Here is a 26,575-nt window from a genome sequence, read left to right as displayed (position 1 = left end):
TGGCGCTTTGGGCGGCTTGCCTAAGCGTTGTCTGCATCAAGCACCACATCGAAGAACGATGTGATCAGCCGACTGGAACGGCGCTCGGCCAGGCAATACAGGTAGGTTTCGGTGTAAAGAGGATCGCCGTCGATACGGATCGTGCGGATGCGCGGATCGGGGATGAATTCCGCTTCGGACACAACGCCCAACCCCATACCTCGCACCACCGCTTCGCGCAGGGCCTCGCGGCTACCGATTTCCATCGCGATACGCGGGACGATTCCGCCCGCCATTAGAGCCTGCTCCAGGACCAGTCGAGTCGTAGAGCCGGGCTCGCGTTGGAGCAGCCGCTGGCCCTCCAGCTCTTCAAGTCGTACGCAATCGCGTCTTGCGAAAGGATGATCCTGATGGGCAAACAGGATGATGGCGTGCCGCGCATAGTGCACGGCGCAGAGTCCCGGATCATCATGACGTCCGGCGAGTACCGCGATATCGGTCACGTAACCCTCAAGATCCGCGAGCACCTGCGCTGAGTTGCCCACCCGTATCGAAACGTCGATGCGCGGGTAGCGTTGCAGGTAGCTGTCGACCATCTCGATCACGTGAAAAGGCCCTACCGCCCCGAGCTTCAGTTCGCCGCTGTCGAGCTGGCCGGATCACGCAGCAGGTTGTGCGCATCCAGATCCAGTGCGGCCATCGCCTGGGCAATGGGCAGCAATTGCCGACCGACAGCGGACAACTCGATACGCCGCCCGCGACGATGGAACAGCTCAAGGTTGTATTGGCGCTCCATGCCTTGAACTTGCGTGGTGAGCGTCGGCTGGCTCAGCCCCAAGGCACGCGCGCCGGCGCTGAAACTGCCATGCCGGGCAACGGCCAGGAAGGCGCGCATTTTGGCGGTCGACATCCATAGACTCCATCAATAGTTAGCTGCGAAAACCCATATTGAATTGATCGTATGACTGTCACGTGACATTTCTAGCCTTGGGCAACTCCAACTCATTTGCGGAATTGCCATGAAAAAACTTTCCCGATTTTTGCGCGTCGCCGCTTTCGCTTGCCTCTCACTAAGCGCCAGCCACGCGGTGGCCGCCGAGAAATTGCGGATAGGTTTGATCCCTTCCGAAGATTCACAAGCCATGATCGAGTCCAGCAAGTTGGTGCTCGCCACCCTTGAAACCAGACTGGGCATGCCCGTCGAACCCTTTGTTGCGACCGACTACAACGGCGTCATCGAAGCACTGCGCTCCGGCAAACTGGACGTGGCTTACCTGGGGCCGTTCTCCTACGTTCTGGCCACTTCGGTCGCGGATGTCGAAGCGTTTGCCGTAGCCGTCACGAAAAAAACCGGCCAGAGCGCTTACAAGAGTCTGATTCTTGCGCGCAAGGACAGCGGCATTCGTCAACTGGCCGACCTCAAGGGTCGCACCTTCGCGTTCGTCGACCCCAGCTCTGCATCCGGTCATCTGTTCCCTAAGGCCGGGCTGGAACAGGCGGGCTTTGATCCGGCAAAACTGTTCTCGCGAGTGATCTTCTCCGGTTCGCATGACGCCAGCATCCTCGCGGTGGCCAACCAGAAAGTGGATGCGGCCGCCGTCGCCGATCGCATCCTGGCCAACGCTGTGGCCCGAGGCCTGGTAAAAGAGGATGACTTCCAGGTGGTGTGGAGTTCTCGTCCGATCCCGGAGTCGCCAATGGTCTGGCGCAAAAACCTCGACCCGGCACTCAAGGAAAAAGTCGCCGCCGCGCTGGCTTCGATCAAGGATTTGCCGTGGGGCGATCAGGGCCAGCTGGATGGCTTCCAGCCCACCACCGACGGCGCTTATGACGTCGTGCGCGACACAGCCAAGGTGCTCGATCTGGATTTGCGGAGGATGAAATGATCAGCATCCGCCAACTGACCAAGCACTACGGTCCGAACCCGGTATTGCGCGGGATTGACCTGGACGTTGCAGCGGGAGAATTTGTGGTGGTGCTGGGCCAGTCAGGCGCGGGCAAATCCACGTTATTGCGCTGCATCAACCGGCTGGTTCAGGCGGATTCCGGGACGCTGACTGTGGCCGGAATCGATGCACTCGCCTGCCGCGACACCAGCGTTCTGCGACGTCAGGCGGCGATGATTTTCCAGCACCACAACGTCGTGCCACGCCTCAGCGTACTCAAAAACGTACTGACGGGTTGCCTGGGCAGTGTTTCAACCCTCACCTCGATCATGCAGTTGTTTCGTCGTGAAGAGGTGGCGTTGGCCATGCAGTGCCTGGAGCGCGTAGAGCTGGCGCACAAGGCCCACGAACGGACCGACGCCCTTTCCGGCGGGCAGATGCAACGCGTGGGCATCGCACGTGCCTTGGCGCAACGACCCAAGGTGATTCTGGCGGACGAACCGGTGGCCAGCCTCGATCCGAAGACTGCGCGCCTGGTCCTGCAATATTTGCGCGATGCGACACGGGAGCTCGGTATCACGGTGCTGTGCAACCTGCATCAGGTTGATTACGCCCGCGAATTTGGCGATCGAATTGTCGGCTTGGCGCACGGAAAACTGGTGTACGACGGCGATGCTTCAAGCATGACCGAGGCCGACTTGCAGCGCATTTACCCGGGCCAGGCAGACGAATCGCAAGATGCTCCACCGATAACGCCCAGCCCGAAAAACCACGCCGCGCAACTGAGGGTTGGCGCATGAAACAGCAAAGCTATCTGTGGACCGTAGACCTGCCGAGTGGAACGCGAGGCTGGCTGACCACCAGCGCGATGGTGCTCGCAGTCGTTCTGACACTTCACTGGAGTGCCACGGGCGCACAGTTGAGCGTCGGTGAGCTGGCGGCCGGGTTGCCACAAATCGGTGATTTCCTCGCCCGCACTGTTCCACCCGATTTAAGCATTCTCCCGCGATTGCTCGCGCCTGCGATCGAGACCATTCAAATCGCTATCTGGGGGACATTGCTCGGCGTGTTACTGGCCATTCCACTGTCGTTTCTGGCGGCGCGCAACCTGAGCAAAAACCGCCTGATCTTCCACACGACCCGGCAATTTCTCAATGTTACCCGCAGCATCAACGAACTGATCCTGGCGCTGATATTCGTTTCGGCCGTAGGCCTGGGCCCCTTCCCCGGCGTGCTGGCTCTGGCGCTGCACGGCATGGGCATGCTGGGGAAGTTCTTCGCCGAGAGCATTGAGGAAATCGACCAAGGCCCGATCGAGGCGCTGCAGGCCACCGGTGCGCGGCCGGTGCAGGTCATCGTCTTTGGCGTGTTGCCCCAAGTGATCACCGCCTGGATCGCCGTGGTGCTTTATCGCTTCGAAGTCAACCTGCGTTCGGCCACGGTACTCGGCATGGTTGGTGCCGGCGGGCTTGGATTCGAGCTGGTGAGCAGTCTCAAACTCTTCAAGTATCAGGAGACAGCCACCTGCATCCTCGTCATCACCCTCATGGTGATCGCGGCCGATGCGGTGTCCGGCAGACTGCGTAACGCGATCCAGAGCGGCGCTCACCACTAAGAATTCCTTAGATTGAATCAGGTATCGGCTCAGCCGATTGAAGCCTGCGAATTATCGATTTGAGCTGTTGTTGAAGCCCCCCGAGTATGGGGCCACCTCCAACAACAAAAACCAAGGACCCGTCATGATTGCCCGATTTCACAATCCAGTTGATACACGTTTCGGCTGGGGCAGCCTTCACGAGCTTGCCGACATCACTGAAAACCAGTCAGTCGCCCTGGTGACCTTTCCGGAAGCGCGTGGGCTGGGACTGATCGATCGCATCCAAGACCTGCTGGACGAGCGGCTCGTGTATGTGATCGAGAATGTCCAGCCCAATCCGGACGTGGCTCAATTGCGTGATACCTATGAACGATTCTGGCAACAGGCCGGTGAATGCCACGCGGTCATTGCAGTCGGCGGCGGCAGCGCCATCGATACCGCCAAAGCATTGGTCGTGGGAACTGAATCGGGGCGCTTCGATGAATTGCTCGCGTTGTTGGCAACCGGCAAACCGTTTGTCCCGGCGCGCAGCAAGCTACTGATTGCGGCGCCAACCACCGCCGGCACCGGCAGCGAGGTCACGCCTTGGGCGACGATCTGGGATTCGGCCAGCCATAAAAAATACTCGCTACACCTGGAATGCACCTGGCCCAAGGTCGCCATCGTCGACCCGCAATTGATGCTGACCGTGCCGGGTGGCGTGACCGTTTCAACGGGTCTGGATGCCTTGTCACACGCGTTGGAATCGGTGTGGAACGTCAATGCCAATCCGGTCTCCGACACCTTCGCGATCTCCGCGATTGCCGACATCCTCGAATGCCTGCCCTTGCTGCGCCACGATCTGACCAACCGAGAACTGCGTTCGCGCATGGCCATGGCCGCGCTCAAGGCCGGGCTGGCATTCTCCAACACCAAGACCGCCCTCGCCCATTCCATCTCCTATGAAATGACCCTGCGTTATGGCCTGCCACATGGCATCGCCTGCTCTTTCACGCTGCCGCTGGTGCTCGGCCTTGCCTGGGGCCACGACGCCGCGCGGGACTGCACCCTTCAGCGAATATTCGGTAACGACCTGAAAAAAGCCCAGGGTCAGCTGCGTGATTTCCTGCACAGCCTGGGCGTTAAAACGGAATTTTCCGACTACGGCGTCACGGCCTCGCAGGCCGAAGAAATGATCCATTGCGCCCTGCAGGGCGCGCGCGGCAAGAACTTCATCGGCGCAAAAGCTGCCTAGAACCTGCCAAGCCAAACCACCCATCTGGAGATTTTCCATGCATTACCAACAACCTTCCAATGTACAAGCCGTGGTCCTCGACTGGGCAGGCACCGTCTTTGATTTCGGCTCGTTCGCCCCCACGCAAATTTTCGTCGAGGCCTTCGCCGAGTTCGGCGTGGCGGTTTCTCTGGAAGAAGCACGCGGCCCGATGGGCATGGGCAAATGGGACCACATCCGCACGTTATGCAACCAGCCGCAGATCGCTGAGCGTTACCGTGCAGTGTTTGATCGCTTGCCGGCCGATGAAGACGTCACAGCGCTGTACGAGCGTTTCATGCCGCTGCAAATCGAGAAAATTGCGCTGCACTCGGCGCTGATTCCCGGCGCCCTGGACGCCATTAATGCGCTGCGTGAGCAGGGTTTGAAAATCGGTTCCTGTTCGGGCTATCCAGCTGTCGTCATGGAAAAGGTGGTGGAGCTGGCTCGCCAGAATGGTTATGTCGCCGACCATGTGGTCGCGACCGACGAAGTGCCCAACGGTCGCCCGCACCCGGCGCAGGCGCTGGCTAACGTGATCGCCCTGGGCATCAGCGACGTCGCCGCTTGCGTCAAGGTCGACGACACCTGGCCCGGCATTCTCGAAGGTCGCAGCGCTGGCATGTGGACGGTCGCCCTGACCTGCTCCGGCAACGCACTGGGCCTGACTTACGATCAGTACAAGGCGCTGTCCGTCGAGAAACTGGCCGAAGAGCGCGAACGCATCTGCAAGATGTTCGAAGGCTCTCGCCCGCACTACCTGATCGATACCATCGTCGAGCTGCCGGCCGTCATCGAAGACATCAATGCCCGCCTGGCGCGCGGGGAAACGCCTCAAGGTTGCTGAGCCCGTCGCTACTAAAGTGGCAGTGGCCGTCATCCGGACGGCCACGACCGCAATTGAGCCAGAACCCACGGAAGCTCTACTCCCTTTCTCACGCCTTCCCGTACACCGCTCGGCTGATTTAGCAGCGCTCTGGCTGATCCCTCCGAGGGGTGATGTTAGCATTCAGGAATTCATCACCCTTTCAGGAAAGCACGCCAGCGCTGTTGCTGCCCCCAAAAGCCCTGTTAATCAGGGCTTTTGCTTTGCCTGCGAAATAATCCACGGCCTATCAGGGAACCCTGCATGATCGATCTAAGCACCTGGAACCTCACCATCCCGGTTGGCGCGCCAGCCAGAGTCATCGAAACGCCGCGCCTGGTGGACGGTTATTCGGATTCGTACTTCCGCTCCGGCAATACGCTGTTTTTCTGGGCGCCGGTGACCGGCGGCACTACGTCCAAATCCGAGTTTGCACGCAGCGAACTTCGCGAGACTTACAAGGATGGTGAACTGCGCAACTGGAAGTACCCCAAGGCCGATCACCGGATGACGGCCAGCCTGTCAGTCAACAAGGTGCCGTCCGAAGGTCGGGTGGTCATCGGGCAGATTCATATCTACCAGGGCAAGGGCCCGCTGCTGAAGGTCGAGTATGTCTATGACAAGGCCAGGCAGACCGGCAGCGTGATTGCCAACTATCGACTCAAGCCGGGCAGCGCGGACACCAAGGTGGTGATTGCCGAGGATGTCGATTTGAACAAGCGGTTCACCTACGAGGTTCGCTTGAGCTCGGCGGGCTACCTGCATGTGATTTCGCAAGGTAACCGGTGGGGCAAGCAGCTCAGCAAAAGCTGGCAGAACAAATTTCTGTATTTCAAGGCCGGGGCCTACACCCTGGACAACACTGGCTACAAGTCCGAAGGCTCGCAGGTGACGTTCAACAAGCTGGAGGTCAAGCACAGCAAGGGTTGACTTGGCGAGCTCGACCACGCCGCCAGACAAGCGGTAACGCGAAGTCACGATGATCGGCAACTCGGGCCAGCGCTCAGCTACGAGCCCAGGCAGGCCGTAGCGCTGGCTCAGGTGCGCGAGCGTTTGGCGCATCAGGGAACCCTTTAGATCGGTCGCTGCGTCACAAACGGAGTATCGGAATGCTTGCACGATGGCAGTGGCTATGGATTCAAACAACCAAGCGTCTCTGGTTCAGGGCGGGCCTGTTCTCACTGCTGGGAGTATTGACGGCGCTGATCGCAATCGTGTTCAGAGACTATATTCCGATCGCGCTGCCTGGCCAGATAGGCGCTGACGCGGTCGACAAGATTCTGAGCATCATTGCTTCCAGCATGCTGGCCGTCACTACATTTTCACTGAGCACCATGGTGACAGCCTACGGCGCCGCGAGTACCGGGACCACGCCCCGCGCAACAACGCTGGTCATGCAGGACACCACCACCCAGAACGCGCTGGCAACGTTCATTGGCTCATTCCTGTTCAGCCTGGTCGGCATCATTACCCTCAGCACCGGCGCCTATGGCGCCCAGGGCCGGGTGATTCTGTTTGCCGTGACCATCGCGGTCGTCATCCTGATCGTCTACACCCTGCTCAGGTGGATCGATCATCTGTCCAAACTCGGCCGGGTCGGCGAAACGATCGATCGGGTTGAAGCCGCCACGATCAGCGCTCTGGTCAGCAGGCGCAAGCTGCCCTACCTCGGAGGCACCGCCTACGCTGAGCGGCTGAAGCCGGACCTGCAGGGCAGCAGGATTCTCAGTCGCGAGGTGGGTTACGTTCAGCATATCGACGTGCACGCACTGGAAGCCTTCGCGCAAAAACATGCCCTGCTCATATACCTCGAGATCCTTCCGGGCAGTTTCGTCAATGAGGGCGATTTATTGGCCCAGGTGGTGAGCGGGCAGGCAGTAGTGATCGATGACGCTCGTGTAAAGCGAATCCTGTCTGCCATCACCATCGGCACCTGCAGGACCTTTGAGCATGATCCGCGCTTCGGTCTGTCCGTACTTTCCGAAATCGCATCAAGAGCGCTCTCGCCCGCGGTGAATGATCCGGGCACGGCCATTGATGTTATCGGCAGGGGAATTCGCGCATTCAATACACAGGCCAGACCGATGGATCCGGGCAAGCCTCAAACGCTGTGCAGCTGCGTTCATCTTCGCGGGCTGTCCATGGAAGACATGTTCGACGATTTTTTCTCGCCTATCGCACGTGACGGCGCAGCTTTGATCGAGGTGAACATTCGCCTGATCAAAGCGCTTGCCAGCCTGGCGCAATCGAACCGCGGTTTATACGGCGATTTGTGCGCCAGCCACATCCGTGTCGTTCAAGAGCGGGCTGAAGCGGCTCTCACCCTCAAGGCTGACAAGGCGCGCCTGAGAGCCTGCATCGCCGCCTCGACCCAATGAGCGATTGTGTGCTTTTGCAGGCTCCGGACTTGCTGGTCATATCAGGATGTGGTCTGGTGGCGACAGCATCAGGCAGTCGCAGCCGTTGCCACAGTCAGTTTTTGCCGTCCAAGCCCTCCATCATGAGGTTTCATGCAAATCGAATTACAGGAGATCAGCGACCATCTCTGTCGCTTCGCTCCGTTTGACTCGCTTCCAAGGGAAGTGATCGAGACTATCGCGCGGCGTATCGAAGTCAGTTACTTCAAGGCCGGCAGTGAGATTCTGGAAGCGGGTGCGGTCATTCAGGACTTGCACTACGTGCGCAGTGGCGCAGTCGAGATTTATCGACGCAACGGCGAACTTTATAACCGCCTTGTGGAAGGCGATATCTTTGGTCAGGCCGGGCTGTTGCGCAGTAACAAGGTGCGCTTTCCGGCGCGGGCGCTGGAGGACAGCCTTGTCTATTTCATTCCCGCCGACCTGTTCGCCGACCTCTGCGCGCAACATGATGCCTTCGCTGACTTTGTCGAAGCCGAGGGCCATTCCAGGCTCAAGACTGCAGTCGAGGCACAAGGCCGTGCCAGCGAACTGATCCAGCTCAGATGCCGTGCCTTGCTCTCGCGCTCACTGGTGTGGGTAGCCTCTGACGCCACGGTGGGCGATGCGGCCAGGATCATGGCCGAACAAAGTGTGGCGTGCGTGGTAGTGATGTCGCCCGCCGGGCTTGAGGCGGGAGAAATCCAGGGCATCGTCACCGACCGGGACTTGCGCACCCGCGTAGTCGCAGCCGGGCTTGACGGTGAAGCAACGCAGGTCAGCCGGATCATGACCGCAGACCCGGTATCGATCGACGCAGACGATTCAGTGTTCGAAGCCATGCTGATGATGCTGCGGCGCAATATTCATCACCTTCCCGTGCTCAGGAATGGTCGCCCGGCGGGGTTGATCAACCTGTCGGACATCATTCGCTACGAGTCCCACAGCAGCCTGTACCTGGTGGGCAGGATCTCCAACCAGACATCGGTTGAAGGTCTGCGATCGCTGCTGAGGGACCTCAAAGGCACTTACATCCGTATGGTGCGCGATGGCGCAACGGCGCACATGATTGGCAGTGCCATTTCCGGGATAGGCAGAGCCTTTACACAGCGCCTGCTCGAGCTGGCGGAAAAGAAACTCGGCCCGCCGCCGGTGCCCTACTGCTTCATGGTGCTGGGCTCGATGGCACGGGACGAGCAATTGCTGGTCACGGACCAGGATAACGCGCTGGTGCTCGACGACCGTTTTGATGCGGCGCTGCATGATGGGTACTTTCGCAGCCTGGCCACGTTTGTCAGCGATGGTCTGGCCGCATGCGGCTATACCTATTGCAAAGGCGGAATAATGGCGAGCAATGATCAGTGGCGCCAACCCCTGAGCGTGTGGCGCAATTACTTCAAACAGTGGATCGAAAAGCCGAACCCGGCAACGCTGCTCAACAGCTGCATCTTTTTTGATCTGGACGGGGTTTATGGTCAGCTCGAGTTTGTTCAGGAACTCAAGGAACTGTGTGCCAGCAAATCCGCGTCCAGCCCTGGCTTCTTGAATTCAATGGCCAGAATTGCGCTCAACAGGACGCCACCGCTGGGGTTTTTCCGCACCTTCGTCGTCGAGACCGACGGTCAGCAAAAACGGATCATCAACCTCAAGGGGCGTGGCACCGCGCCATTGACCGACCTGATCCGTATTCATGCCCTTGCCTGCGGCAGCAAAGCGCAGAATTCGTTTGATCGCCTGGACGCTATTGCTGCGGCCAACGTCATGCCGCCTGAGGCGGTGAAACACCTCAGGTATGCCCTGGAGTTTCTCTCCATGGTACGCATCCGGCATCAGGCAGACGCGCTTGAGCACGGCACCAACCCCGATAATTACATCGAACCCGAGCGCTTTTCCCACAGTGAGCGGCACAACCTCAAGGAGGCGTTCCAGGTCTTGAGCAATGGGCAGAACTTTCTGCGCTTCCGCTATCCGGTAAAGGGACGACTTTCGCAATGAAAGACGTCAAGACTGATCCTGATAATCGAATGCAGGACTGGTCTGCCCGGTTCGGACAACTGGCGCTGGAAGCCAGGCATCCGGCCTTGCAGAAGTTCTATCAAGCCGGGGTCGTCTGCGCACAAACAGCCATCGATAGTGTGCAGTTGCTCGCAATGGATGTGGAGACCACCGGCCTTGACGCTCAAACACACAGCATCGTCAGTATCGGCTTGCTACCGTGCACCCTGCAGCGGATTCGATGCCGGGATGCGCAGTATTGGCTGGTAAAGCCCAGTTCGGAACTGAGCGGAAAATCCGTCACATTCCACCACATCACCCACGCAGAGATTTCAGGAGCGCCGGCGTTCGGGGAGATAGTCGAGACGCTTCTGGACGCCATGGCCGGGAAGGTCATGGTCGTTCATTACCGGAACATCGAACGCGGATTCCTCAATCAGGCTTTTCTGAAACACCTGGGTGAAGGGCTGCAATTTCCGGTCATCGACACCATGCAACTGGAAGCACGGATCCACAGGCAGAAACAAGGATGGTGGACGCGGCTCTTGCGCCGCCCGCAACAGTCCATACGACTGGCCGACAGCCGCGCCCGGTACAACCTGCCGATCTATCACGCCCACCATGCGCTGACCGATGCCCTGGCCACCGCAGAGTTGTTACAGGCACAGATTGCCACGCATCACGGCCCGTCTGCGCCGGTCGGAACGCTGTGGAACTGAAATGTGTAAGCGAAGGAAGAATTTCTTGAAACATGCGCTGCCCGTTCTGGGACAGAGGCGTGCCCCGAATGGACAACGCCTCTGCCGAACGTGAGCGCGGAGCGCGATCACTACCGCTCGCTATCGGGGCTCGGACATCAGCCCTTTTACCAATGAGATACAGCCGATCATCAGCACGATGGCGAATGGCAAGCCAGTGGACACGGCCATCGCCTGGAGCGCGACAAGCCCCCCGCCCAACAGCAGCGCAATAGCAATTACGCCCTCGATCACCGCCCAGAATACTCGTTGCGGCACAGGCGCATCGACCTTGCCACCAGCGGTAATGGTATCGATGACCAGTGAGCCGGAATCCGAAGAGGTAATGAAGAAGACGATAACCAGAACAATGCCCAGCAGTGAGGTGATCTCCTTGAGCGGGAGGCCTTCGAACATCGCAAACAGCTTCAACTCCAGGACGGCGTCCTTGACCCCCATCAGGCCTTGCACGGTTGCCTGATCAATTGCAGTGCCGCCAAACGTGGTCATCCACAGCACTGAAACGACTGAAGGCACGAGCAGAACCGAAATCAGGAATTCCCTGACGGTGCGGCCACGACTGACACGGGCAATGAACATGCCTACAAACGGAGACCAACTGATCCACCAGGCCCAGTAGAACGCCGTCCAGCCTTGGGTGAACTCCGTATCAGTGCGTCCGAACGGATTAGACAGGGCGGGCAGGTATTCCACATAGGTCACCAGATTCTTGAAAAACCCGGTAAAGATGGCCAACGTCGGGCCAACGATGATGATGAACACTAGCAACAGCAGGGCCAACCCCATGTTGATCTGGGACAGCATCTTGACGCCCTTGTCCAGCCCGGACAGCACCGACCAAAGGGCGATCAGCGTGATCCCGACGATCAACACCACCTTGCTGAGATTGGTGGATTTTATACCGAACAGGTATTCCATACCGGCAGCTGCCTGCTCTGCGCCGATGCCAAGGGAGGTCGCCAGGCCGAACAAGGTGGCAAATACCGCGAGGATATCAATGATATGCCCCGGCCAGCCCCAGACGCGCTCGCCAAGCAACGGGTAAAAAATCGACCGGATGGAGAGCGGCAAACCTTTGTTGTAGGAAAACAACGCCAGAGACAACGCGACGATGGCGTAGATCGCCCAAGGGTGCAGGCCCCAGTGGAAAATCGTCGCCGCCATCGCCAGATCGGCCGATGCCTTTGCATCGCCTGCCGCCCCGCCCAGTGGCGCCCAGTCCGTGCGGGCTCCACTGGCATCAAGCGTGACACCGCCCATTGATGCCGCAAAGTGCGACATAGGCTCGGCAACGCCGTAAAACATCAGGCCAATGCCCATTCCCGCGGCAAAGAGCATCGAGAACCAGCCGACATAACTGTGGTCCGGAGTTGCATCCCGGCCGCCCAATCTGACCTTGCCCAATGGGGACACGATCAACGCCAGACACAACACTACAAATATATTGGCGATGCTCATAAAGAGCCACGCCAGATGCCCCGTCAACCAGTTGCGAATCGCACTGAAGAGCGGTTCCACTTCATTCTGAAGTGCGAGCGTCATGACGACGAACAGCAAAATGGTAGCGGCGGATATGATGAAAACTTTTCCGTGAATATCGAGTGAGAACGAAAACTCTCCCTTGATATTGTCTTGCCCGATGACGTAATCGGTATCAATCAGATTGGCAGCTCCACTAGGGGCTGGGATGCCGTCGTCGCTGGCAGATTGACCAGTAACGGTCGGATCATTCACAGGTTTGTTACCCATGAGGGGCTCCTTGCTAAAGCACGCAGACGCGTGTGATGGTCTTTTTCCACGCTGTTACATGGCATAAGCTGGGGTAGTACATACCTATCGTAACAAGATTTCGGAAACATTCCGCAAAAGGTCTGGGCGGATTCCGCGATTGGAAGCCTCAAACGAGTGCACAGGTGAGCTTGAAGGAACAATCATGAGGCCGCCCGCAAAAGCATTCAGACGCCTTTAGCGGCGTGCCCAAGTTCTCGTATCAGCTGTCCAGCCACGAATGCTTCGACAGCACCTTCACTGGCGCCCGCCTGGAAAGCTGCGCAACAAGCTGATGCGTCGCCGTCACAGATACGGTAAACGGCAATGACACTGCCAGGCCCGCTGCCTGTGTGTCCGCACAGCGAATGTCCGCCCTCGATCGAGCTCTGCATCACACCAAGGCCATAGCCCGGGGCGATCCATGGGCGTCCGGGAATCGGCCCGCCCAATGTCCGTACAGCCTGCATCTGCTGAAGCAGGTCCGTGGGAAGAAGGTCTGCGCCGAGGAGCCGATCCAGGAAGAGCGCCGCTTGCGAAACGGGGCCGATCAGCAAGCCATGATAGACCCACGCGGGGTCGTAATTCGAGGTACTTGCGAGATGGGTGTTTTGTAAGTCTGCTCGCGTTCTAGCGAAGTAAACGTTCGACAGCCCCAGCGGAGTTAACGCTCGTTGACTTACAGCCTCATCAAGCATCAGATCAGTCAGCTGTTCGATAAGCCTGCCGATGAGCAGGTAGCCAACATTCGAGTAGCGCCAATCAGTTCCCGGGCTATATCGAAGTCGAGCACCGTCGAGGCGTTGCATCATTTCATCTGCCGACCAAGCGGACTCGTTACTAACGACGGCTGCGTGATACTCCGCCAGTTCACCATAATCGGCGAGACCTGCCTCATGCCGTAACAGCTGACGCAACGTGAAAGGCTGATCAAGAATGGGGTCGTCCAAGCCGACCCGCCCATCACGCACCAACGACAGGGCTGTCGCAGCCAACACTGTTTTCGTAAAACTCCACCAGGGGACCATCAGTTCTGATCGGTCCGACGTGCGTGGCCGACCATTTGACAGGAGTGAACTGAGCATGGGTTTCCTTGAAGAATCCAGCGAATAGACAGGTCGACAAGATACTCCATCCACTCTTCTTCAGCCCTTGGCAATGTCCGGCGTCAGTAGCCATTCGGCACTGTCATTCCAGACGTCCATGCGGGTTATCTTGCCGTTACGCACTTCGAAGCGATCCATATAACGGTTACCCGAGAAACTGCGGCCATCGGGCCATTCGCCGTACAGCGTGCCGTTGGAATACACCACCGTGTGGTCGCCCCGATCCATCCAGTCGAAATTCCCCAACTGCTTTTTAACCCACGCATAGCGCGAACCGTTGAACGCGGTGATCGCCTTGGGATCAGGCATTGCTCGCCCCCCGGTGAACGTGATCTTCACATCGTCACTCATGAACGAGGCCGCCCGGACCGGATCCGGAGCCATGGAAGCCTCAAGAAAATTGCTAACAATTTGCACATCTTCATTCGTTTCAAACATGGATAGAACTCCTTTGAGAAGGGAAATCCGCTTAAGCAAAAAATGCCTCTACATGGTGCGAGCCGCTTTAATCTGGCGCGTCATCAGCGTTCAAACCTGCGCAAAACCAGCGGTTTTAAAGGTGACTGCGAGTGGCATCTTACTTGCTAGCAATAATTGTGCAAATGCTAGCAATCAGGAGAATCCACTATGGCCACCCGGCTTCCAAACTTGCAACGCCTGCTATTTCCCGTGGCTGCGGCAGTCACGCTCACTGTGGCAATGTCCGGTGGCGCGCAAGCGGCCGAACCGCCCATCAAGGTCGGTCTGGTCGCCGCCCTTTCGGGCCAGTCGGCCAAGTCCGGCGAAGCCCTGACGCGCGGCCTGACCATGGCGATCAATGAGGTCAACGCCAGCGGCGGCGTGCTGGGGCGTCAGCTGGAGTTGGTGCGTCGCGATGACGAAAGTAATCCATCCAAGGGCATGCTCGCCGCGCGCGAACTGGTTCAGCGAGAAAAGGTCACCGTGCTGTTTGGTGGCCTGGATACGCCAGTTTCTCTGGCCATTGTGCCGCTGGCCAATCAGTTGAAAGTACCGTTCATGGGCATTTGGGCTGCGGGTACGAAAATCACCGAGAACGGTGCAGCCGATAACTATGTGTTCCGGGTCTCCGCGGTTGATGAACTGGTGGACGAGGCGCTGGTGAAATACGGCGTCGATAACGGCATGAAAAAACCGGGAATGATCCTCATCAATAACCCATGGGGCGAGTCCAACGAGGCGGGCTTCAAGCGCGCCCTGGAAAAACGTGGCCTGGCCAATGCCGGCGTAGAACGGATTCAGGACAGCGATCTGGATGTAGTGCCACAACTGACCCGCTTGAAAAACAGCGGTGCGGACACCTTGCTGATGGTCGGCAACGTGGGTCCTTCGGCGCAGGTGGTCAAATCCCTCGATCGCATGGGTTGGGACGTGCCGGTGGTTTCTCACTGGGGCCCGGCAGGTGGTCGCTTCGGCGAGCTGGCGGGGCGGAACGCTTCGCGGGTGCATTTTATCCAGACCTACGTGTTCACCGAGCACAACAGTGCCAAGGGCGATGCACTGCTCGCCGCATTGAAAACTGCTTACCCGCAGATCAAGACCCTGGCTGACGTCACCCCGGCGGTGGGCATCGCCAACGCCTACGACGCGTTGCACCTTGCGGTTAAAGCCATCGAAAAGGCCGGCAGCACCGACGGCCCGGCGGTTCGCAACGGTTTCTACGCAATCAGCGACTACGACGGCTTGATCAAGCACTACAAGCAGCCGTTCAGCGCAACGAAGCATGATGCCCTGGGGCCTGACGACTACATCTTCACGCACTTCGTCAAAGACCAGATCGTACCGCTCAAGCCGCAGGAGTAAGCGATGTTCACCGCCGCCATCATTACCGGGCTCGGCCTGGGCAGCATGTACGCGTTGCTGGCGTTGGGTTTTCACCTGACCTACGTCGTTTCGCGCACCGTCAACTTTGCCCAGGGCAGCGCCATGATGGTCGGTGCGGTGCTGGGTTACACCTTTGCCATTACCTGGGGCTGGTCGTTGTGGCTGGCCCTGCCCCTGACGTTGATCCTCTGCGCGCTGTATGGCCTGGCCATCGAGCGCTGGCTGGTGCGACCTTTCCACAGCCGAGGCTCACAGGCCTGGCTGATGGCAACAGTCGCGGGCGGCATTCTGGTGGACAACCTGACGCTGTATACCTTCGGCAAGGAGCCTCGGCATTTCGAGAGCAGCCTGGTGAACATGAATGTCGAGCTGTTCGGCAGCAATGTCGGTGCTCTGCAATTACTGATTCCGCTGGCAGGCGCGGCCATTGCGTTGGCGTTGTATCTGGTGCGGCGTTACACCCGGCTGGGCAAGGTACTCGAAGCCTGCGTGCAGAACCCCCGCGCAGCGATGCTGATGGGCATCAACGTCAATCGTGTGGTTGCCATCGCCTTTGCAGTTTCCACGGTATTCGCTGCGGTGGCGGGTTTGCTTATTGCGCCGCTGTTCAGCGTCAACGCGGAGATGGGCATGTTGTTCGGCCTGAAAGCGTTTGCGGTGGCCATTCTGGGCGGCATCGGCAGCGCAGGCGGCGTATTCGCCGCCGGGCTGCTGTTCGGCGTGGCGGAAGCGTTGATCACGTTGTACTTCGGCTCTGCATTCACTCAGATATTTACGTTTGCGCTGGTCATCCTGGCGCTGGCGATTCGTTCCAACGGTCTGTTCGGCAGCCAGGCACTGGTGAAAGTATGAAAAACATCCAAACCTTTGCCGCTCCGGCGTTCATTGCTGTGCTCGCTTTGGCCTGCGGCGTCATGGCGTTCACGCTCGACAGCTACTCGTTACTGGTTTTCACCCTCTGCGCTCTCGCGGCGGTGGTCGGTATAGGCCTCAATATCCTGATTGGCCTGAGTGGGCAGATTTCCTTTGGGCACATCGCCTTCTACGCGCTCGGCGCCTACGTATCGGCGCTGTTGACCCTGGCGGGCTGGCCTTTGTGGCTGGCCCTGCCAATGGCCGGCGTTCTTACCGGCCTGATTGGCGCGCTGTTGGCGATCCCCGCACTTCGGGTCAGCGGTCCGTATCTGGCGATGATCACCATCGCCTTCGCTTTTGTGGTGCATCACAGTCTGATCGAATGGCGGGACGTAACGGGCGGTTCCAATGGCTTGATGGGTATCCCGCTGCCGGCATTCGCTGGCCTTGATCCGGCGATCTTGCTCGCCCTGTTGGCCGCAGCGCTGATGATCGGCGCGCTGTTGTTCTATCAGCGCCTGAGCCACAGCAGTTGGGGCAAGGCCATGCGCGCAGTGAAAGCCTCGGAAATTGCTGCGCGCTCGCTGGGCTTTAACCCGGTTATCAGCAAAACCCTGGCGTTCGCATTGTCTGCTGCCATCACCGGCCTGGCGGGCGGTTTGCTCGCGCCGCTGCTGATGTTCATCAACCCGGAATCCTTCCCGTTCTCCCAGTCCATTTTGTTTGTGCTGGCCGTCATCGTCGGCGGTAGCGGCATGCTGTTCGGACCACTGATAGGCGCACTGTTGATCGTGCTGGTGCCGGAACTGCTGTCGGATTTTGCCGAATATCGCTTGCTGATCTTTTCCGTACTGCTGCTGATTGTGCTGTGGATCGCGCCCAACGGTCTGCTGGGCGCCCTCGCCCGCCGCTGGATCAAACCGGCCCGCTTGCTGGCGCCAGTGCAAATCAATCAGGAATGCATCGCCGCTCATTTACGCAGCCGTGGCCCGTCCCAAGGGTTGCGGGTGACTGATATCGGCATTCGCTTCGGCGGCGTCCAGGCAGCGCAAAACGTCAGCCTGTATGCGCCCGCTGGCAGCATCACCAGCATCATCGGCCCCAACGGTGCGGGGAAAACCACTGTGCTGAACATGATCAGCGGTTTTTACGCGCCGGACAGCGGCCAGATCGAACTGCAACAGCCGCTGGCCGGCCTGCCAGCCTGGAAAAGCGCCCGCGCCGGCATCGCCCGCACCTATCAAACCACCCTGCTGTTCGGCGAAATGTCCGTACTCGACAACCTGCTGGTAGCGATGCAAAAGGGTCGCCTTGGATTGCCATTCAGCCTTGCGACGAAGGCGCAGCGCAGCCTGGCGCTGGACTTGCTGGCACTGGTGGGCTATCGCGGCGAAGTTAATATTGCTGCCGAGGATTTACCGCACGTGGATCGCCGCCTGGTGGAAATCGCTCGGGCACTGGCGACTGCGCCTGCGGTGTTGTTGCTGGATGAACCGGCAGCGGGCCTCAGTCGTCGCGACACCGACAATCTGGCCGTACTGTTGCGCAAACTGGCGGACTTTGGCCTGACGGTGATTCTGGTCGAGCACGACATGTCGCTGGTGATGTCGGTGTCCGAGCACTTGTTGGTGCTTGACGCCGGCAAGCCGATTGCGTCGGGTCCGCCGGCTGAAATACGGCAGAACCCGCAGGTGATCGCCGCGTATCTGGGGGGTACCGATTATCAGGCCACGCCACGCGCACAGAGCTGGGATGGCAGCCGCGATGCGCGTCTGTACGTCAAGGATCTGATAATCGACTACGGCGCATCGGCGGTGGTCGACAAGGTCAGTCTGCTGGTCAACCCCGGCGAGCTGGTGGCCATTCTTGGCGCAAACGGTGCGGGCAAGTCGAGCCTGCTGCAGTGCCTGGCCGGCCTGCATCGCGCCAGCGGCGGCAGCATCCTGCTCGACAACGAAAACATCGAACAGGCCAATGCCAGCACGGTTGCGGCAATGGGCCTGGCGCTAGTCCCGGAAGGCCGTCAGGTTTTCCCCTACCTGAGCGTGCGCGACAATTTGTTACTCGGTGGTTATTCACGTCGCGAACCGTTTGATGCCGACGCCGAAATCGACGCCATCCTCAAACGCTTCCCGCGCCTGCGCGACCGCATCGACAACCCCGCCGGGCTGCTTTCCGGTGGCGAGCAACAGATGGTCGCGGTGGGGCGCGGCCTGATGGCCAAACCAAAGATCCTCCTGCTCGATGAGCCGTCTCTGGGCTTGTCGCCTGCCATGATCGGCGAGCTTTACGATGCACTGGCCGCGCTGCGCGACGAGGGCGTGACCATCCTGCTGGTGGATCAAATGGCCAACCTGGCTCTGCAAGTGGCGGATCGCGCCTATGTGCTGGAAACCGGCATCATCGTCAAAGCCGCCGGCGCTGCCGAATTGCGCAACGACAAGCAACTGGCCGTTGCTTACCTCGGTGAGGGAGCCAGCGCTTGAACGCTTTGAAGATCGTTAATGCAAGGCTCGGCGACGGCAATCGCCTCACCGAGTTGTACGTTGAGAATGGCTGTTTCGTCAGCGCCTTGAGCCCGGCCACCCGTCAATGGGAACACCTTGATCTGCACGGCCAGCTCTTGATGCCGGGGCTGATCGAAACCCACATCCATCTGGACAAGGCCTGCATCATGCAGCGCTGCCAGCTGCATGAAGGTACGCTCGCCGAAGCGGTCAGCCAGACCCGTGCGGCGAAAGCCGAATTCACTGAAGACGATGTCTATCGGCGCGGCGCTCAGGTGCTGGACAAGGCGATAGTGCAAGGCACGACGCACATGCGCACCCACGTCGAGCTGGACCCGCAGATCGGCTTGACCGGTTTCAACGCCATTCGCCGCTTGCAGGCTGACTATGCGTGGGCGATCAGCCTGGAGATATGTGTGTTCCCCCAAGAGGGCCTGCTAAACAATCCAGGTACCGAGGCGCTGCTGTGTCAGGCGCTGGACAGCGGCGCAACGGTTCTCGGCGGTTGCCCGTATATGGACAGCGACCCGCTCGGGCAGATCCAGCGCCTGTTCGAACTGGCGACCCGCTACGACTGCGACCTGGACCTGCATCTGGATTTCGATTTGAACCCAGAGGGCATGACAGTCATGGAAGTTGCCCGCTGCACGCAACTGCACGGCTGGGGCGGACGCGTGACCATCGGCCATGTGACCAAGCTGTCGACTCTGCCCAAAGAGCCGTTGACGGTACTGGCTCTGCATTTGGCCAAAACGGGCGTACAGGTGACATGCCTGCCCAGTACCGATCTGTTTCTGATGGGGCGCGAGGCGTTTCACAACAAACCCCGAGGGCTTGCACCCCTGGCGCATTTGCACGCCTGCGGCGTCACCTGTTCAGTGTCCACCAACAACATCGGCAACCCGTTTACGCCTTATGGCGATGCTTCGTTGATCCGTCAGGCCAACCTGTTTGCCAATGTCAGTCAGATGGGTACGGTGCCGGAACTGCTGCAGTGTCTGGCCTGGGTTTCAAGCGAGTCGGCACGTCTGCTGAGGCTGACCGATTACGGCCTGTTGCCCGGTTGCCGCGCCGACTTCATCGTGTTCGATGCGCCCTCGCCAGCAGCGATCATCGCTGAACTAAGCGCGCCGTTGATGGGGTTCAAAGGTGGACGGCAGACGTTCAGTCGACCCGCTGGCGTGTTGTTGGGGCCGTAGTTTTTTCTGGACCGGGCGAGGTTCTGAATGGCCCTCGAAAAAATCAGGTCAGTGGATGAAGCTGCTGGCTGAAAATGCTGAGCGGGCAGGTCTTGCTCCAGACTTGATCAATCGCTCAACGCCTGTTTGAGGTTGAACTCGGCGGGCACGCTTTGCTCCAGCGCCAGTTGCCCTTCCAGTTCGTCCAGATGTTCCAGCATGACTGCCACGGCCTTTTCGTTGTCGCCTTTTTCAAGCGCGTCAACGATTTCCTGGTGTTCATCAGACGCGCAGGATGGCACGTCATTGCGCTGATACAGCGCCACGATCAATGAACTGCGCACCATCAGATTGGAGAGGATGTCGCTAAGCACGGCGTTGCCGCTGATCTCCCCCAGCAGCAAGTGAAACTCGCTCAACTCACGGACGATGGCCCTTCTATCCGTATCGTTGGTTGCCTTGCGCTCGTTGTTCATATGGCTGGCAATGCGCTGGCGATGTTTGCGCATGACGGCCGGGGTAATGGCCTCGACAATCGCCCGCTCAATGGCCCGACGAGCACTGAAGATATCTCGCGCTTCACTCGCGGTTGGCTGAGCTACCATGGCGCCGCGATTGGCTTCGATGGTCACCACTTTTTGCATCGCCAGCCGCTGCAGCGCTACTTGCACATGGTTGCGGTTGGCCTGCAGGGTTTCGACTATGTGGGCTTCGATCAATCGAGTGCCGGGCGGCAGGCGATGCTGCGCAATCGCCCTGAACAACGCATCGACAATACGTTGCACCTCAAGCTGTTTGGCGGTGACAGTGCTCAACCCCATCCTTTCCTCTATCGTTCAGAAAGCCTCATGCCAACACACAAGGCTGCGGATGGCGGGCAATCGGCGGCATTATCCGCCAGCGGCCCCGACCCGGCAAATGCGCGATTGAGGATCAGCCCGCCTGACCGAGGCCAGTGCCCTCGCCTCGCGGGTCATGCATGGCGCTGCGCCGACCGTCTGCATCTATGGAGATGACCCCAGCGTGGCCAGTCATAGGGCTGCGAGCAGGAATGATTTCCACCTCGTGCCCCAGTGTCGCCAGGCCTTCGATCGTCGTGGCGCTCATGTCGCCCTCCAGCTTGAGGTTGTCAGTGCTGTCGAAAAAGCTGCGGCCCAGCAGGAAGCGCGGGGTTTGCAGCGCCTGATCGATGGGCTGCTGATAGTCGATCAGTTGGGTCGCCAAAACCATCTGCGTCTGCGGTTGACCATCGCCCCCTTGCGTGCCGAAGAACCAGCGCCGGCCATCGTCACCCAGGTAGCAGGACGGATTAAGCGTGTGCGCCGGACGCTTGCCGGGCGCACAGCCGTTGACGTGCTCAGGGTTGGCATTGAAACCCGCCGCACGGTTCTGCCACAGCACTCCGGTGTCACCGAGAATGCAGCCCGAACCAAAGTCGTGAAACAGGCTCTGGATAAGGCAGGCCGTGCGCCCCTCGGCATCGGTGGCGGCCATCCATACCGTATCGGCGGGACGTCCCGGTTCGTTCCACGGCGCTGCACGCTGATCATCGATGGCATCGGCGTAATGGCGGATCTGCCCGTCATCGAGATTGGCTGCAAAATCCCAGGGATTGCTCAGCGGATCGCACAACTGCCCGTTACGGCGTAGCAGGCCCTGTTTGATGGCTTCAACCAGATAGTGGTAGTAAAGCGCGCTGCCGTTGCCGACTTGCGCCAGTGGCTTGTGCTGCATTACGGCCATGGCCTGCAACGTATAAAGGCCCTGGCTCGGCGGCGCGACATTGTAGAGTCGGCCTTCGCGGTAACGTACCGAAACCGGTGCCATTTCCTTTGCGTGCGTGGCGGCCAGATCGGCTGTGGTCAAGCCGCAACCCAGCGCCTCAAATGCGGCGCCGAACGCCTGCGCCAGTTCGCCCTTGTAGAAATCCTCGACACCTTGTCTTGCCAAGTGCCGGAGGGTATTGGCCAGCTCCGGCTGGCGCAGCGTATCGCCCTCGCGTAGCCAGCGCCCATCGATATTGCACAGACGATGCAGGCTCGGCAATTGCTCGATGAGTGGCTGGCGCAGGGTCTGCCAGAACAGGTGCGACTGCGAAATCGGGATACCTGCATCAGCCACGCTCGCGGCGTCTTCCAACAAGTCTGCCCAGCCCAGCCTGGAGCCCCATTCATGGCGACTGACGTTCGCCGCAGTCTGCCAACTCGCCATCGCACCCGCCGTAGTGGCGACCGATGCCGGACCTCGCACGCCGATGGCTCCACCCTCAGGCAAACGTTGCCCGGCCTGCCCGATCCCCACGATGGTGCGCACCTTGCTGTCGTGGATCATCCACAGGGCGTCCCCGCCCAAGCCGGTCATGTGAGGAAAAACCGCTGCAAGCATGGCACTCGCCGCCAGCATTGCATCGATGGCAGTGCCGCCCGCGTCGAGAATCCGCATGCCTGCGGCACTGGCCTGGGCATGAGGCGTACAAATCACAGCACGATTGGAGGTGGCGATCATGGTTTCGAGACCCTATCTTTGCTAGCTATCTAAATAGTCATTGTTAGCAAAGCAATTAATATGCCTCCTGTGTCTGTCAGGGTCGGGGTCAGGCAGCGAAGCTTGAATTTGCTGCGCCCCCATTGCTTCAAACCTGAGGGCTGCGACAGGTCGCAAACATATCCAGGCCTGGTTGATAGGCTTGGGTCTGTACGTCCAGCAGCCCCAGCATGGAGTGGAACAGGTTGTCCTGACTCAGTGGTTGCGTGCGTGCCTGTTCGAGGCAGCGGCGGTTCAGGCCGACGTCCTGTTCGTAGCCGGCGGAAAACCAGGCCAGCATGCCGATATGTTTTTGTTGTTCCGGCGCGAACAGATAAGGCGTGCCGTGCAGATACAGATTGAATTCGCCGAGGGATTCACCGTGGTCGGACAGGTAGACCATCGCCGTGTCGACCTTGTTTTGATGGCGGCGCAACACATCGATCAAGCTGGACAACACGTGGTCGGTATAGACGATCGTGTTGTCGTAGGCATTGACGATGCTGTCCTTGCTGCAGTCATTGAGCGCGTTGCTCTGGCACACCGGGGTGAACCGCTCGAAGGCCTTGGGGTAACGCTTGAAATACTCCGGCCCGTGGCTGCCCATTTGGTGCAGCACCAACACCGTATCGCGCTGCAGGTTATCGATATACACATCGAGCCCCAGCAGCAGGATCTCATCCCGGCACTCGCTGTGGTCGCACAACGCCGGGTCGGTGGCTTTGCTCACATCCTCGATGCCGACCCGGTCGCACACCCCTTTGCAGCCGGACTGGTTATCGCGCCAGTGCACGTCAACGCCGGCACGCACCAACACGTCCAGCAGGCCCTCGCGGTTCTGCACCTTGCTGGCGTTGTAGTCCTTGCGGCCCAGATTGCTGAACATGCAGGGCACCGACACCGCGGTTTCGGTACCGCATGAATGCACGTTGGGGAAAGCGATGACCCCCGCCTGCCTGGCCAGTTGCGGCGTGGTGTCGCGGCCATAACCCAGGATGCCGAAATTGTCGGCGCGCGCGCTCTCCCCTACCACCAGCACCGTCAGCGACGGTCGCCGATGGGCCAGCGCCGCGGGCGAGCGATGGGCGTCGTCACCCACTTTCACGAAGGGCTCGCGGGCAGACTCCACCTGTTCACGCAGGTAGCCGGCGGTTGCGCCGATGATGTTGCTGGGCACTACCATCAGGCGCAGTTCATGGTGATTACGAAAAAGCGAAGCCAGGCCTTGGTAGTTGCTCCAGGCCGTGGCGCCCACCAGCACGGCGGCGATGCAGACTAACGCCAGCCTGGCGGCCAGTTCCCTGGGCCAGGCCCGATAAGCAACAGGGGCCTTGAACAGGATCAGCGACGGCACCACCCCCAGCAGAACGATATGCCACAGCAAACCCAGCGAGAGCAGATCGCGAACTTCAGTGACATTGGTTTCGGCGACATTGCGAAACATGCCGGCATCGATCATCACGCCGTAGTGGTTCATGAAGTAAGCGACCAGCGAGCTGACCAGACAAAGCGCCACCAGCATGACTTTCTGAATGTACGGAAAACTCAACAGCGTCAGCGTAATGAAAAACACGCCATACAAGATCACCGCGAACGCCCCGCGCAGATGAAGCACCTGGGTCATGGAGCCCAGGTGCTGCCACAACACCGAGTTGAAGGCCAACAACAGAAAAGCGCTGGCCAGCAGCGACACAAATTCAGGGCGAACGGGTCTGATACGCAACATGGCAGCCTGCGAAATAAGGGATCAGGAAGGGGTGCGCCATCCGCCTGGAACAGCGCTTTCTTGCCGGCAACGATAGGCAGGAATCAATCAATTTTTTGTGAAAAATTTCCCAATAAAACGCGGCTGAGAAAGCCTGTTTCTAATGGGCTTCGACGCACAACCTGTAGCCCAACCCGTGCACCGTGTGCAGTAAAGGTTCAGCCACGTCCTTTTCCAGTGAACGGCGCAGCGTATGGATATTGCTGCGTAAACTTTCACTGCTGGGCGTATCCCGCCGCCACAGCATCTGTTCAAGTTCCTGGCGTTTGACCAGGTGCGGACTTCGGCGCATCAACAACTCGAGCAACTTCATATGGGTGGGATTGAGTTTCAAAAAGCGCCCGCCGCGGGTGACTTCCAGAGTGTCGAGGTCATAGTGCAAATCACCGACACTCATCACCCGGCCACCCTTGCGCAGGCGCCGTGCCGCCACGGCCTGCACACGGGCCAGGACTTCGGCCATGGCAAAGGGCTTGGTGATGTAGTCATCGGCGCCCATGGCGAAGCCTGTCAACCGGTCTTCCAGCTCGTCCCGGGCACTGAGCATCACGATCGTCACTTGCGACTGGGCGTGTTCGCGCAGGCTCTGGCAGATCACGTTGCCGTCGATGCCGGGCAGCATGATGTCGAGGATGATGGCGTCGAACGGCTGCGTAGCCGCCAGGTTCAGGCCGCGCCGGCCATCCAGCGCGCCCACCGCTTCGTGCCCCTTGAGCTGCAGGTATTCGAGCAGGTTGTCATGGATGTCCTGATGATCCTCGATGACCAGAATCTTCATGGCATTGCGCTCCGCAACGACGACTGCACTGTCGGGGTTTGCAGCAAGGGTGCCTGCAGGGCTGCTCGACCATAAAACAGCAAGGCTGTGAGCCAGGTGCTGAACCACACGAAAAGACCTGCCCACAGTGTGTGCGACATGAAGTGCCAGCCCTGCATCACCCGCGTCGTGCCATAGACCATGCCCAGAACGAACACTGCCCAAAACACCACCCTGCTCCACCGCCAGCGATAACGTCGGGCGATGAAATAAAACACGAACAGGCTGAAGGCACTCGATGCGTGACCACCCGGCCAGCAGCGGCCTGCACCTGGGCGCGTCCACGGTTCGAAGTTCTCGAACCACAGGCTGTGCAGTTGCGTGCCGCCATAGAGTGTCGTTTCCACCGGGCAATAGACGCTGGTGTGGCTTTTGAAATAGTGAATCACCGCCGTACTGATGGCGAACGCCACGATCATGTAAAAGAAATCGCGACGATGGCGGGCGCACCACTGCAGGCCCGTGACCAGCCGAGCCAGCCACCGCTGTTGCCGTCCGGCCAGGAGCGGGCCAGTAAACGACAGCAACGCACCGGCAATCGCCAGGGTACCGGCCAGGTTGGGCAGGATTCTCGCCCACTTGTGTGTGATCTTCTCGAACAGCCGATCATGCTGCAGCGGGAACATGGCCGCGGCCGGGTCGTACAGCCGGTCGCTGATCATACGGTCCAGATGAGTCAGGTCGAAGGCCACAAATACGCCCAGTACCAGCAGCAATGGCAGCACCAGATTAAGCAGGTAGTAACGTGCGCGAGCACTCATCGCTGTGGCTCCTGCGCCAGGCTTTGCCACTGAGCCGACGCCACTGAACCGAGGATGCGTGCCGGATGCACACCGTCCACCGCGACGAACACCGCCTCGGTGAATTCACTGGAGCGCCCGCCACCGGCAATGCCTGCCTCGCGCTCGAAGTGATCGATGCAGCCGCTATGGGTAACCACCACCAGATTCTCGCCGGGATGTTTGTGCGCCACGGCGGCGCGACTGAAATCTCTGTCGCATTCACTCGCCCAATCGGCGGTCGGCACCTTATGGCCGGCGATCGCCTCGGCAGTCTGGCGCGTTCGTACCGCCTCGCTGGAAACCGTTTGCGCTCGGCTCAGCCCGAGCTTGCGCAAGCCTTCACCCACCTGCGCCGCCGCATCGCTGCCCTTCACGGTGATACCGGTCGGCTCACCGGCGCAGATGTGCCCGGAGCGATCGCAGCGTTCCGCATGGCGGATCAACAGCAACACGTCACCACTCTGCCAGTGCGCCGCGACCTGGTCATGAAACAGGCGCGGATCGCCACCCAGCTCGACCACGCGCGAAGCACTCGCCAGCCAGGCACAGACAATCGCTATGCTCGCCGCCAGCAGCATCAGCCAACGCGCAGGGTGGCGCGCCGGCGTAGTTTTTTGGACAGGTTCAAGGGGCCCAATGGCCGGGGAATCTTCGATCAGCATGTACGCCATGGCATCGCTCGGTTGCAGAGGGGTATGGCGCCAT

Annotated in this window: 22 protein-coding genes and 1 pseudogene; 13 read left to right on the top strand and 10 right to left on the bottom strand. The window is 59.6% G+C overall.

Going from position 1 to position 26,575, the window contains the following annotated elements; all coding sequences use genetic code 11:
* Positions 1 to 20: 20 nt before the first annotated feature.
* Positions 21 to 889 (bottom strand): annotated as a pseudogene (locus ACYZTS_RS17025) (LysR substrate-binding domain-containing protein).
* A 109-nt stretch (positions 890 to 998) separates the two neighbouring features.
* Between ACYZTS_RS17025 and phnD the strand changes: the two are divergent.
* The 9 genes from phnD (at position 999) to ACYZTS_RS16980 (ending at position 10,689) form a co-directional block, all read left to right on the top strand.
* A complete protein-coding gene (phnD, locus tag ACYZTS_RS17020; protein WP_461990662.1) occupies positions 999 to 1,865 on the top strand; it encodes a phosphonate ABC transporter substrate-binding protein in 867 nt (288 codons plus the stop codon).
* Positions 1,862 to 2,665 (top strand): phosphonate ABC transporter ATP-binding protein, encoded by an 804-nt coding sequence (gene phnC / locus ACYZTS_RS17015; protein ID WP_461990661.1) that lies wholly within the window; start codon positions 1,862 to 1,864, stop codon positions 2,663 to 2,665. The genes phnD and phnC overlap by 4 nt, the downstream gene beginning before the upstream one ends.
* Positions 2,662 to 3,480, top strand: a complete 819-nt coding sequence (phnE, locus tag ACYZTS_RS17010) for a phosphonate ABC transporter, permease protein PhnE (RefSeq protein ID WP_461990659.1) — start codon at positions 2,662 to 2,664, stop codon at positions 3,478 to 3,480. The genes phnC and phnE overlap by 4 nt, the downstream gene beginning before the upstream one ends.
* A gap of 124 nt (positions 3,481 to 3,604) precedes the next feature.
* The gene (gene psrA / locus ACYZTS_RS17005; RefSeq protein ID WP_461990658.1) at positions 3,605 to 4,696 is read left to right on the top strand and encodes an iron-containing alcohol dehydrogenase PsrA; all 1,092 of its coding nucleotides are present in this window, start codon (positions 3,605 to 3,607) and stop codon (positions 4,694 to 4,696) included.
* Between the two features lie 37 nt (positions 4,697 to 4,733).
* Complete coding sequence (gene phnX, locus ACYZTS_RS17000) at positions 4,734 to 5,561, top strand: phosphonoacetaldehyde hydrolase (RefSeq protein ID WP_461990657.1); 828 nt, start codon at positions 4,734 to 4,736, stop codon at positions 5,559 to 5,561.
* A gap of 282 nt (positions 5,562 to 5,843) precedes the next feature.
* Positions 5,844 to 6,509: a polysaccharide lyase family 7 protein gene (locus tag ACYZTS_RS16995; RefSeq protein ID WP_461990656.1), complete on the top strand. Its 666-nt coding sequence runs from the start codon at positions 5,844 to 5,846 to the stop codon at positions 6,507 to 6,509.
* A 179-nt stretch (positions 6,510 to 6,688) separates the two neighbouring features.
* A complete protein-coding gene (locus ACYZTS_RS16990; RefSeq protein ID WP_461990654.1) occupies positions 6,689 to 7,957 on the top strand; it encodes a DUF2254 domain-containing protein in 1,269 nt (422 codons plus the stop codon).
* Between the two features lie 132 nt (positions 7,958 to 8,089).
* Positions 8,090 to 9,970, top strand: a complete 1,881-nt coding sequence (locus tag ACYZTS_RS16985; protein ID WP_461990652.1) for a DUF294 nucleotidyltransferase-like domain-containing protein — start codon at positions 8,090 to 8,092, stop codon at positions 9,968 to 9,970.
* Positions 9,967 to 10,689 carry a 3'-5' exonuclease gene (locus ACYZTS_RS16980; protein ID WP_461990650.1) on the top strand — a complete coding sequence of 241 codons (723 nt, stop codon included), beginning with the start codon at positions 9,967 to 9,969 and terminating at the stop codon, positions 10,687 to 10,689. Before ACYZTS_RS16985 ends, ACYZTS_RS16980 begins: the two co-directional genes overlap by 4 nt.
* A 120-nt stretch (positions 10,690 to 10,809) precedes the next feature.
* Here the strand turns inward: ACYZTS_RS16980 and ACYZTS_RS16975 are convergent, their stop codons facing one another.
* From ACYZTS_RS16975 to ACYZTS_RS16965, 3 genes are all read right to left on the bottom strand, one after another.
* Positions 10,810 to 12,477 (bottom strand): BCCT family transporter, encoded by a 1,668-nt coding sequence (locus ACYZTS_RS16975; RefSeq protein WP_461990649.1) that lies wholly within the window; start codon positions 12,475 to 12,477, stop codon positions 10,810 to 10,812.
* Between the two features lie 206 nt (positions 12,478 to 12,683).
* A complete protein-coding gene (locus ACYZTS_RS16970; protein ID WP_461990647.1) occupies positions 12,684 to 13,580 on the bottom strand; it encodes a serine hydrolase domain-containing protein in 897 nt (298 codons plus the stop codon).
* Between the two features lie 60 nt (positions 13,581 to 13,640).
* Positions 13,641 to 14,039: a nuclear transport factor 2 family protein gene (locus ACYZTS_RS16965; protein ID WP_461990645.1), complete on the bottom strand. Its 399-nt coding sequence runs from the start codon at positions 14,037 to 14,039 to the stop codon at positions 13,641 to 13,643.
* Positions 14,040 to 14,228: 189 nt separating this feature from the next.
* Here ACYZTS_RS16965 and ACYZTS_RS16960 point away from each other — a divergent pair, with 189 nt between their 5' ends.
* Genes ACYZTS_RS16960 through ACYZTS_RS16945 form a run of 4 tightly spaced genes read left to right on the top strand, consistent with a single transcriptional unit; the run spans position 14,229 to position 20,004 of the window.
* Positions 14,229 to 15,422 (top strand): ABC transporter substrate-binding protein, encoded by a 1,194-nt coding sequence (locus ACYZTS_RS16960; RefSeq protein ID WP_461990643.1) that lies wholly within the window; start codon positions 14,229 to 14,231, stop codon positions 15,420 to 15,422.
* Positions 15,423 to 15,425: 3 nt separating this feature from the next.
* Positions 15,426 to 16,295, top strand: a complete 870-nt coding sequence (locus ACYZTS_RS16955; RefSeq protein WP_461990641.1) for a branched-chain amino acid ABC transporter permease — start codon at positions 15,426 to 15,428, stop codon at positions 16,293 to 16,295.
* Positions 16,292 to 18,784, top strand: a complete 2,493-nt coding sequence (locus ACYZTS_RS16950) for a branched-chain amino acid ABC transporter ATP-binding protein/permease (RefSeq protein WP_461990639.1) — start codon at positions 16,292 to 16,294, stop codon at positions 18,782 to 18,784. The genes ACYZTS_RS16955 and ACYZTS_RS16950 overlap by 4 nt, the downstream gene beginning before the upstream one ends.
* The gene (locus ACYZTS_RS16945; RefSeq protein ID WP_461990637.1) at positions 18,781 to 20,004 is read left to right on the top strand and encodes an amidohydrolase family protein; all 1,224 of its coding nucleotides are present in this window, start codon (positions 18,781 to 18,783) and stop codon (positions 20,002 to 20,004) included. Before ACYZTS_RS16950 ends, ACYZTS_RS16945 begins: the two co-directional genes overlap by 4 nt.
* A gap of 107 nt (positions 20,005 to 20,111) precedes the next feature.
* Here the strand turns inward: ACYZTS_RS16945 and ACYZTS_RS16940 are convergent, their stop codons facing one another.
* From ACYZTS_RS16940 to pmrG, 6 genes are all read right to left on the bottom strand, one after another.
* The gene (locus tag ACYZTS_RS16940; protein WP_461990636.1) at positions 20,112 to 20,804 is read right to left on the bottom strand and encodes a GntR family transcriptional regulator; all 693 of its coding nucleotides are present in this window, start codon (positions 20,802 to 20,804) and stop codon (positions 20,112 to 20,114) included.
* A gap of 112 nt (positions 20,805 to 20,916) precedes the next feature.
* Positions 20,917 to 22,488, bottom strand: coding sequence for a gamma-glutamyltransferase family protein (locus tag ACYZTS_RS16935; RefSeq protein ID WP_461990634.1), 1,572 nt, complete (start codon positions 22,486 to 22,488; stop codon positions 20,917 to 20,919).
* 127 nt (positions 22,489 to 22,615) lie between these two features.
* Positions 22,616 to 24,232, bottom strand: a complete 1,617-nt coding sequence (locus ACYZTS_RS16930; protein ID WP_461990632.1) for a phosphoethanolamine transferase — start codon at positions 24,230 to 24,232, stop codon at positions 22,616 to 22,618.
* 139 nt (positions 24,233 to 24,371) lie between these two features.
* Complete coding sequence (locus tag ACYZTS_RS16925; protein WP_461990630.1) at positions 24,372 to 25,049, bottom strand: response regulator transcription factor; 678 nt, start codon at positions 25,047 to 25,049, stop codon at positions 24,372 to 24,374.
* On the bottom strand, positions 25,046 to 25,849 hold the full coding sequence (locus tag ACYZTS_RS16920; RefSeq protein ID WP_461990629.1) for a phosphatase PAP2 family protein: 804 nt from the start codon (positions 25,847 to 25,849) through the stop codon (positions 25,046 to 25,048). The genes ACYZTS_RS16925 and ACYZTS_RS16920 overlap by 4 nt, the downstream gene beginning before the upstream one ends.
* Entirely contained in the window at positions 25,846 to 26,541 is a 696-nt protein-coding gene (gene pmrG, locus ACYZTS_RS16915) for a lipopolysaccharide core heptose(II)-phosphate phosphatase PmrG (RefSeq protein WP_461990627.1), read from the bottom strand. The genes ACYZTS_RS16920 and pmrG overlap by 4 nt, the downstream gene beginning before the upstream one ends.
* Between the last annotated feature and the right edge of the window lie 34 nt (positions 26,542 to 26,575).

The organism is Pseudomonas sp. TMB3-21, assembly GCF_054898145.1.
This window is presented reverse-complemented; position numbering and strand designations above follow the sequence as displayed.

What these genes read in the sequence shown, in the direction of transcription:
- psrA (WP_461990658.1), top strand. Translation starts at nt 3,605, where the DNA reads ATGATTGCCCGATTTCACAATCCAGTTGATACACGTTTCGGCTGGGGC.
- ACYZTS_RS16960 (WP_461990643.1), top strand. Translation starts at nt 14,229, where the DNA reads ATGGCCACCCGGCTTCCAAACTTGCAACGCCTGCTATTTCCCGTGGCT.
- ACYZTS_RS16990 (WP_461990654.1), top strand. Translation starts at nt 6,689, where the DNA reads ATGCTTGCACGATGGCAGTGGCTATGGATTCAAACAACCAAGCGTCTC.
- ACYZTS_RS16965 (WP_461990645.1), bottom strand. Translation starts at nt 14,039, where the DNA reads ATGTTTGAAACGAATGAAGATGTGCAAATTGTTAGCAATTTTCTTGAG.
- pmrG (WP_461990627.1), bottom strand. Translation starts at nt 26,541, where the DNA reads ATGGCGTACATGCTGATCGAAGATTCCCCGGCCATTGGGCCCCTTGAA.
- ACYZTS_RS16955 (WP_461990641.1), top strand. Translation starts at nt 15,426, where the DNA reads ATGTTCACCGCCGCCATCATTACCGGGCTCGGCCTGGGCAGCATGTAC.
- phnX (WP_461990657.1), top strand. Translation starts at nt 4,734, where the DNA reads ATGCATTACCAACAACCTTCCAATGTACAAGCCGTGGTCCTCGACTGG.
- ACYZTS_RS16920 (WP_461990629.1), bottom strand. Translation starts at nt 25,849, where the DNA reads ATGAGTGCTCGCGCACGTTACTACCTGCTTAATCTGGTGCTGCCATTG.
- phnE (WP_461990659.1), top strand. Translation starts at nt 2,662, where the DNA reads ATGAAACAGCAAAGCTATCTGTGGACCGTAGACCTGCCGAGTGGAACG.
- ACYZTS_RS16925 (WP_461990630.1), bottom strand. Translation starts at nt 25,049, where the DNA reads ATGAAGATTCTGGTCATCGAGGATCATCAGGACATCCATGACAACCTG.
- ACYZTS_RS16995 (WP_461990656.1), top strand. Translation starts at nt 5,844, where the DNA reads ATGATCGATCTAAGCACCTGGAACCTCACCATCCCGGTTGGCGCGCCA.
- ACYZTS_RS16940 (WP_461990636.1), bottom strand. Translation starts at nt 20,804, where the DNA reads ATGGGGTTGAGCACTGTCACCGCCAAACAGCTTGAGGTGCAACGTATT.
- ACYZTS_RS16975 (WP_461990649.1), bottom strand. Translation starts at nt 12,477, where the DNA reads ATGGGTAACAAACCTGTGAATGATCCGACCGTTACTGGTCAATCTGCC.
- ACYZTS_RS16950 (WP_461990639.1), top strand. Translation starts at nt 16,292, where the DNA reads ATGAAAAACATCCAAACCTTTGCCGCTCCGGCGTTCATTGCTGTGCTC.
- phnD (WP_461990662.1), top strand. Translation starts at nt 999, where the DNA reads ATGAAAAAACTTTCCCGATTTTTGCGCGTCGCCGCTTTCGCTTGCCTC.
- ACYZTS_RS16985 (WP_461990652.1), top strand. Translation starts at nt 8,090, where the DNA reads ATGCAAATCGAATTACAGGAGATCAGCGACCATCTCTGTCGCTTCGCT.
- ACYZTS_RS16930 (WP_461990632.1), bottom strand. Translation starts at nt 24,232, where the DNA reads ATGTTGCGTATCAGACCCGTTCGCCCTGAATTTGTGTCGCTGCTGGCC.
- ACYZTS_RS16970 (WP_461990647.1), bottom strand. Translation starts at nt 13,580, where the DNA reads ATGCTCAGTTCACTCCTGTCAAATGGTCGGCCACGCACGTCGGACCGA.
- phnC (WP_461990661.1), top strand. Translation starts at nt 1,862, where the DNA reads ATGATCAGCATCCGCCAACTGACCAAGCACTACGGTCCGAACCCGGTA.
- ACYZTS_RS16935 (WP_461990634.1), bottom strand. Translation starts at nt 22,488, where the DNA reads ATGATCGCCACCTCCAATCGTGCTGTGATTTGTACGCCTCATGCCCAG.
- ACYZTS_RS16980 (WP_461990650.1), top strand. Translation starts at nt 9,967, where the DNA reads ATGAAAGACGTCAAGACTGATCCTGATAATCGAATGCAGGACTGGTCT.